Source organism: Thermosynechococcus sp. Uc, assembly GCF_029335995.1.
Lineage (GTDB): Bacteria > Cyanobacteriota > Cyanobacteriia > Thermosynechococcales > Thermosynechococcaceae > Thermosynechococcus.
The window spans coordinates 1-7,493 of sequence record NZ_JARJMS020000102.1 but is presented as its reverse complement, the minus strand read 5'-3'; the positions used below and the strand labels follow the sequence as shown (position 1 = coordinate 7,493).

General features: G+C 52.6%; 6 protein-coding genes, 1 tRNA gene and 1 pseudogene. 4 read left to right on the top strand and 4 right to left on the bottom strand.

Annotated elements, in window-relative coordinates; translation table 11 throughout:
• From P3X23_RS11395 to P3X23_RS11385, 3 genes are all read right to left on the bottom strand, one after another.
• A partial coding sequence (locus P3X23_RS11395) for an HAS-barrel domain-containing protein (protein WP_300876851.1) occupies positions 1-313 on the bottom strand: 313 nt, incomplete at its 3' end.
• A 3-nt stretch (positions 314-316) separates the two neighbouring features.
• Positions 317-517, bottom strand: coding sequence for an NAD(P)H dehydrogenase subunit NdhS (locus tag P3X23_RS11390; protein WP_367186621.1), 201 nt, complete (start codon positions 515-517; stop codon positions 317-319).
• A gap of 130 nt (positions 518-647) precedes the next feature.
• Positions 648-739 (bottom strand) — tRNA-Ser (locus tag P3X23_RS11385).
• Between the two features lie 213 nt (positions 740-952).
• Here P3X23_RS11385 and P3X23_RS11380 point away from each other — a divergent pair.
• The 4 genes and pseudogenes from P3X23_RS11380 to P3X23_RS11365 all read left to right on the top strand — a co-directional run bounded on the left by P3X23_RS11380 (position 953) and on the right by P3X23_RS11365 (position 5,769).
• Positions 953-2,713: a TolC family protein gene (locus tag P3X23_RS11380; protein WP_300876846.1), complete on the top strand. Its 1,761-nt coding sequence runs from the start codon at positions 953-955 to the stop codon at positions 2,711-2,713.
• 3 nt (positions 2,714-2,716) lie between these two features.
• Positions 2,717-3,292 (top strand): annotated as a pseudogene (locus tag P3X23_RS11375) (GDP-mannose 4,6-dehydratase); the annotation flags it as partial.
• Between the two features lie 180 nt (positions 3,293-3,472).
• Complete coding sequence (locus P3X23_RS11370) at positions 3,473-4,825, top strand: GDP-mannose 4,6-dehydratase (RefSeq protein ID WP_300876853.1); 1,353 nt, start codon at positions 3,473-3,475, stop codon at positions 4,823-4,825.
• Between the two features lie 2 nt (positions 4,826-4,827).
• Positions 4,828-5,769: a GDP-L-fucose synthase gene (locus P3X23_RS11365; protein ID WP_300876844.1), complete on the top strand. Its 942-nt coding sequence runs from the start codon at positions 4,828-4,830 to the stop codon at positions 5,767-5,769.
• A 199-nt stretch (positions 5,770-5,968) separates the two neighbouring features.
• Here P3X23_RS11365 and P3X23_RS11360 read toward each other — a convergent pair whose 3' ends face one another.
• Positions 5,969-7,432: a pitrilysin family protein gene (locus P3X23_RS11360; RefSeq protein ID WP_300876841.1), complete on the bottom strand. Its 1,464-nt coding sequence runs from the start codon at positions 7,430-7,432 to the stop codon at positions 5,969-5,971.
• Between the last annotated feature and the right edge of the window lie 61 nt (positions 7,433-7,493).

Below are 7,493 nucleotides of genomic sequence, written 5' to 3'. Positions count from 1 at the left end.
CCTCAAAGCCAGCGATGGCGATTGTGACCTCCGTTTTCAACATAGCAAAAATATGGGGTTGCTCTTGCCGCAATTGCTCTAGCGATAGCCCCAAGGCAGTGGCACGGTGAATGGTGTCAATGGGAGCCGTCACCACATAGGCAACAATGCCATAAACCACGCGATCGCCTTCGGGAATCCGTACCCAACTACCTAAGGCGGGCACCATAGGAAAATCTAGGTTGGCGGGTTCATGGCACTGAGCAATGCAGTGATCCGTTGCTGTCTGGATAATTTCGGCAAAGGGAGGGGGGGAAGGCGATTGCCGCGCCATCGTTTAGTTTTTCACTTTTCCTTTAGGTGTGCTTTCAACCGGTTCTAGCTCGCCGATCTCAAAGGTAACCAACTTATCCCAGTTTCCCCCTTCAAAAAGCACTGCTGCTTTGCCATCTGTAACCCGCTGCACAATTCCTTGAAATTGGTAGTAGGTATCGTTGGGATTGTTGACCTTCACGGTCATACCGGGGAGAATCGTCATGACGAAGTCGCTGGCCATCGCTTTATCCCATATCATGTTCTTTTATTATCTCCTGCCCTTGATCCGTTCGGGCTTTACTGTAGGACGGCAAAAGATAGGCTTTAGCTATGGGCTTGATGATATTTCTTAACGGAGAGGGAGGGATTCGAACCCTCGGATAGGAGTTACCTGCCTATCAACAGATTAGCAATCTGCCGCTTTCGACCACTCAGCCACCTCTCCTTTTTGAGGGTTCTTTATTCTAGATCAGTTTTCTCCCCCTTTTCAATCCTGATTGCTCTGGGGGGCGATCGCAACCGAGAATCCATGTTAAAGTTTTGCAGAATAGCTGTGTTGTGGGAATAAAGCAAATGGCTGTATGCTGCCAATCTTCAGCAGTGCTTAGGCGGATTTCTACAATGGCTGGGTTCAGTAGGTTGAGCATCTAAGTTCTTTATGTTGAACGGTCTTGCCCTGAATCCCCCCAAAATGCTCATGCCGGGACTTCTCGCGATCGCCCCCGTGATATTGCTTAGCCCGCTGCAAGCTACACCCACCACTACTCCAGTGGCACAGGTGTCTTCTTCTCAAACGCCAGCCTCGGCTGCCCTCACGCCCCTGAACCCCAACCCCGATAGACTAGCGCTTCCTGAAACAGTCAATATTGATCTCAGTCAACCCCTCACCCTAGAGCAAGTCATTGAGGTGGCCATTCGCAATAACATTGGCCTACAGATTAGTGAGTTACAACTACAGCGGGCACGGGCGCAACTGCAACAAGTGCAAGCACAGCTTTATCCTAGCCTTGCGTTTCAAGCCAGCATTGGCCAGAATACCTCCCCCGGCGGCCAGCCCGTCTCCTTGCCCCTCAACTTTGAACAGCAGTTTTCCCTGCAACAGCAGCAACAGCAACAAGCTCAGCAACAGCTTCTCGCTCAACAACTGGCCGCCAGTAGTATTTTGAATACTCAGGTGCAACGGCTGCAACAACGATTCCAAGGCCCCCAATTAACGACATTGTCGGATCAGCAAAACCTTGAGCTACAACAGCAACTGCAACAACTGCAAAATAGCGCCACTCAGGCGGCTACGCCCTCCAATTTCACCCCAATTACCCTTGCGCCGGTCAATCAACTGAGCTATAGAAACTTTTTTACCAACCTCTTTGGAGCGACCAATGGCGCAACTGCCAATGCGGCACTGGTTATGAACTATACGTTGTTTGCGGGGGGCGGGCGATCGGCGGCCATTGCAGCAGCTCGCAACCAAGTGCGCTTGAGTGAATTGGAGGTACAACGCCAACTTCAACAACTGATCCTTGACGTTACCAATGATTACTATTTAGCACAACAGGCCAAGATCCAGGTGCAAATTGGGGAGGCAGCGGTGGCCAATGCCCAAGTGACATTGCGCAATGCTAAGGCCTTTGAGCAAGCAGGAGTGGGAACGCTGTTGGATGTGTTGACTGCAGAGGTGAGCCTTGCCAATGCCGAGCAAAACTTGAACCAAGCTCGCAACTTGGAAATCACCACGCGGCGACAGTTGGCACAGCGGTTAAATCTAAGCCAGACGGTGGATGTGGCGATCGCTGACCGCGTCGAACCCGCTGAAGAATGGTCACTTTCTCTTGATGAGAGTATTGTCCTTGCCTATCAAAACCGTGTTGAGCTAGAGCAGCGGCTGCTACAGCGCACGATTGCCCTGAAAAATCGTCAGGTGGCATTGGCGGCTACACGTCCCCAACTCAGTCTCTTTGCCAGTGGCAATATGCTGGACAAAGTTGCCGATGATCTGGCGCCTCGCTTTGGCTATGGGGTGGGGCTACAAATGCAACTCGCTCTCTTTGATGGCGGCAATGCCCGTGCCAGTGCCGCTCGCCAAGAAGCCCTTGCGGCAACCGCTGAGGAACAATACGCCAATCAGAAGAACCTCATCCGCTTAGAGGTGGAAACTGCTTACGCCAATCTCAAGGCCAATGAGAAAAACATTGCCACAGCGCGAACAGCTCTTACCCAAGCCACTGAGGGACTGCGCCTTGCTCGCCTGCGTTTTCAAGCGGGGGTGGGGACTCAACAGGAGGTCGCCAATGCCGAAACTAATTTAACCCAAGCCCAAGGCAACCTGCTTGCAGCCATTTTGAATTACAATCGCTCCTTAGCAGCCTTAAAGCGAGCTGTGGGTTATCCAGAGCGTTTAGGTCTGAGGCTAGGACAATAACTGATGGGCGATCGCAAGCGGGCATTAATCACAGGCATTACAGGACAAGATGGCTCCTACCTCGCCGAGCTCCTCTTGGAAAAGGGCTATGAAGTCCATGGCATTATTCGCCGCACTTCCACATTCAACACCGATCGCATTGACCACATTTACGTTGACCCCCATCAAGAGGGAGCTGCTCTACGCCTGCACTATGGCGATCTCACCGATGGCGGTACCCTAAGACGTATTCTAGAACTGAGTCAGCCCGATGAAATTTACAATTTGGGGGCACAATCCCATGTGCGGGTGAGCTTTGACGCCCCGCAATACACTGTCGAGACAGTGGCCATGGGTACGCTGCGACTTCTCGAGGCAATCCGCGAATACCAAGAGCGCACGGGCAAACAGGTCAAGTTCTACCAAGCGGGTTCCTCGGAGATGTTTGGCCTTGTGCAGGAAGTGCCACAGCGGGAAACAACCCCCTTTTATCCCCGCAGTCCCTACGCCTGTGCCAAGGTCTATGCCCACTGGCAAACCGTGAATTATCGCGAGGCCTATAATCTTTTTGCCTGTAATGGCATTCTCTTCAACCACGAGTGTGTTACTGGAACCACACCGGTGATCCTGCGGCGACAGGGACTAATCGAGATTCTGCCCATTGCCGATGTTGTTCCCCACCCCCCCGCTCCCCAAGAGGGTCAACGCTACACAACCGACTTAGCGCCCGAGGATTGCTTTGAGGTCTGGGATGCCCAGGGTTGGACAACGGTGACTTGCATGACCGCCACTTGGAATGGCGGCGATAAAACAGTTCATCAGATCGTGGCAGGAGCAGCCCTCTACGAAACGACTGCCGATCATCAAGTCTTTGTCCGCCATGGTGACACGCCTTGCTCGAAGGAGGCACAACAGGTACAAGTGGGCGATCGCCTTGCCCTCATTGATCTCCCCCCAGCTACGGAGCAAGTGGAGGTCAGCCCCAGCGAAGCTTGGCTTCTAGGAATTCTAGTTGCAGAGGGGCATCTTACCCCTGAAGGCACAGTAAAAGTCGCTAGCCAAGACCCGGAATTATTGACCCGAGTCGGTGCCACATGGCGGAAAGTTGCCGCAGGGTACACCGGTGAGTGCGCGGCTGCAAACGACTGGCCAAATGCTCAGCCTGTAACCTCACTGCACCTCAAGGGCAATTGCGACTATGGCCGCTACCTCTACGCCCAAATCTATACCCGTGGGGGCCACAGGCGAATTCCCCAACGCATTCTCAACGCTGATCATGCCGCTCGCTTAGCATTTCTTGAGGGCTTTAGCGCTGGGGCTGGCCTGGGCAGTACCTCCGAGTTTCAGAGCTTTTGCACAACTTCGCCGGCAGTGGCGGCAGGTCTCTATTGGCTGGTCAGCACCACCTTGGAGCAACGCATTACCCTCTGCCTTGAAACACAGGGCGATCGCACCGCCTACAGGCTGAATTTGAACAGTCCGCAGCCCCCACAATCGGGAGAGCATCGCTGTACACCAAAGGACGAAGTCCTTAAAGCCCACGCGATCGCCTACGCAGGATGGGTATTTGATTTAGCCACCACCTCCGGTACCTTTCATGCTGGAATTGGCCAAGGTTGGATCCACAACTCCCCTCGGCGGGGCGAAACCTTTGTGACCCGCAAAATTACCCGTGCCGTTGCTCGGATTGTTACTGGCCAACAAAACAAGCTCTATTTGGGCAACTTGGATGCTAAGAGGGATTGGGGCTACGCCAAGGACTATGTGCGCGCTATGTGGCTAATGCTGCAGCAGGAACGACCTGATGACTATGTGGTGGCCACTGGGGAGGCTCACTCCGTACGGGAATTTTTGGCGTTGGCCTTTGGCTATGTAGGTCTCAACTGGCAAGACTATGTGGAATTTGACCCCCGCTACCTACGTCCTACAGAGGTGGACTTACTTTTAGGGGATGCCACCAAGGCCAAGACAGTTTTAGGCTGGCAGCCCTCGGTCACGTTTCCCGAACTGGTGGCGCTAATGGTGGAAGCGGATCTTCAGGCCGTGGGCGCCATGGGGAAAACGCCCAAAACCACCTCTGACACCGTGCTTGATCTCATGGCTCAGCGGCAGTTTATCAGCAAGGCAGACTAGCAATGGATTTAAGTCAAAAGAGAATTCTCGTCACTGGGGGGGCGGGATTTTTGGGACGCTATGTGGTGGCACAACTGCAAAAAGCAGGGGCAGTACCTGAACAAATTACTGTTGTGCGATCGCGCGACTCCGATCTCCGCCAACTGTCTGCCTGCCAAGCGGTTGTTCAAAACCAAGATATTGTCATTCACCTTGCTGCCCATGTGGGGGGGATTGGCCTCAACCAAGCCAAGCCCGCTGAACTTTTTTATGACAACCTAATGATGGGTGCACAACTCATTGACTGTGCCTATCGCGCAGGTGTTGAGAAATTTGTTTGTGTGGGAACAATTTGTGCCTATCCCAAATTCACCCCTGTTCCTTTCAAAGAAAGCGATCTGTGGAACGGCTACCCCGAAGAAACCAATGCCCCCTACGGCATTGCTAAAAAAGCCTTGCTGGTTCAGCTACAAGCCTATCGGCAGCAGTATGGGTTTAATGGCATTTACCTTCTGCCTGTGAATCTCTATGGTCCAGGGGATAACTTTGATCCCCTGAGTTCCCATGTCATTCCGGCTTTAATTCGCAAAGTTTACACCGCTCAGCAACAGGGAGAGCACGTGATTCCCGTATGGGGCGACGGCAGCCCTAGCCGTGAATTTCTCTATGTCGAGGATGCTGCTCGTGGGATTGTCTTGGCCACCCAGGCTTACAGTGATCCCGATCCTGTCAACCTAGGTACGGGCGAAGAAATCACCATTAAGAACTTAGTTGCACTGATCTGCGAACTTATGGGATTTCAAGGGGAAATCGAATGGCAGCCGGAGAAACCCAATGGTCAACCCCGCCGCTGCCTGGATACCACTAAGGCAAAGGAAGCCTTTGGTTTTTGTGCCCAAATTTCCCTCAAAGAAGGTCTGGAGCGTACAATTACCTGGTATCGTCAACATGCTGCATCCCTATAAAAAACTGGCTCCAGATTATTTACATGAGTTATTGTGAATTGTGAGAATCCTGTTAGGGAACAGGGCAAGTAAGTTGATCCGGCGGTTCATACTTGAGATGAGAGCTTACTCCCCTATATTTGCAAAAGAGCTAGACCAGCCGTCTAGCAATGGTTGCTTGACCTAGTGAATATTTGGAATCCTAAAGCTGGTTCTCTCCCTAGGATCGGTGTTGTCGCCGCTCACAATTGGTTGTAGGGCAGGGGACGCGATTGCCCACAATCAGGGTACGCCACTGTTCTGGCTTTAAGCGGGTTTGTGCCACCCGTTGCAGGTCTGCTGCGGTTGCTGCTTTGACAGCTTGTTGATAGCGGAAGATGAAATCCTTGGGCAGATCGTAGTATTCGTAGCGCAGGAGACGATTGAGAATTTGCAGGCGATCGCGAAAATTAAAGACAAAGGAATTGAGAATACTATCCTTAGCATAGTTCAGTTCTGCTGCACTAACAGGTTCCTGTTGCAAGCGCTCAATTTCCTGCCGTAGGGCATTGAGAAACTTCGCTGTGGTTTCTGTTTGCGTTTGGCCGACGCCATAAAACACTCCCGGATAGTCAAATTCGGGACTCCAGGCGGCATAGACACTGTAGGCCAACCCTTGGCGCGATCGCAATTCATTAAAGAGGCGCCCGCCAAAGCCATTGAGGACACCATTGAGAACATAGAGGTTAAACACGTCGGCATCCTTGAGCGTACCCCCCAATTGGCCGGTGTAGATATAGCTCTGGGAGAGATGGGGGCGCTCGATCACCACGGTGGTTGGCGAGGTGTCAACCGTCACAGAAGGGATAGGGGGCAGGGGAGGGAGATTGGGTGGATCTTGCCATGAGCCAAAAATTGCTTCAAGGCGATCGCCCATTTGCGAAGCATCAAAGTCACCCACCAAGCCCAAAATACAGCGGGAGGGAGCAAGGTACCTGCGGTAAAACTGTTGCACATCCGCTGGTGTGATCTTGGCAAGGGTCTCTAACTCTTGAGTGCGGGCATAGGGACTCTCAGGACCGTAGATCAGCTTGTAAAATTCCCGTTCTGCTTGGGCATTGGGTTCATCATCCCGACGTTGAATGATCCCCTGTCGTCGCCGAATTGCCAGTTCAAATCGCTCCGGTTCTACTGCTGGCGCTTGGAGCATTTCCGCCAGTTGGCTCAGAACCGCTTCACTGTGTTCCTTTAGGCTGTTGAAGTTGATCCGTCCTAAACTTTTGCCGACACCCGATTCAATGGTTGCTGCTCGATCCTCCAGCCATTGGTCAATTTCAGCGGCACGACGAACTTGGGTGCCGCCGCTGCGAATGAGTTCACCACTGACTTCTGCTAAGCCCACCTGAGCAGGCGGATCCCAACGACTGCCGGCGCGAAAGAGCAGGGCTCCCCGCACTAAAGGCCATTCGTGATCCTCCAAGAGATAGACCACCATGCCATTGGCCAACTGACGACGTTCGTAGGCCGGTACTTGAATTTCCGCTAAGGCGGGAAATGTCAGCTCAGTGTAGTGCTTGGGGGTCATGGCTGCCGCCACAGGGGGTGGAATCAAACATAGCAAGAGAGGGGATAAGAGTCCAAGGCAAAGCGATCGCCACAATGGACGGCAACTTTGGAGCCAAACAGCCATCGCAAGAAAAAGCATAAAATAATCCTATGGAATGAAGCCAATATATAGTTCTAAATTGTCTAAATTGTGGGATATG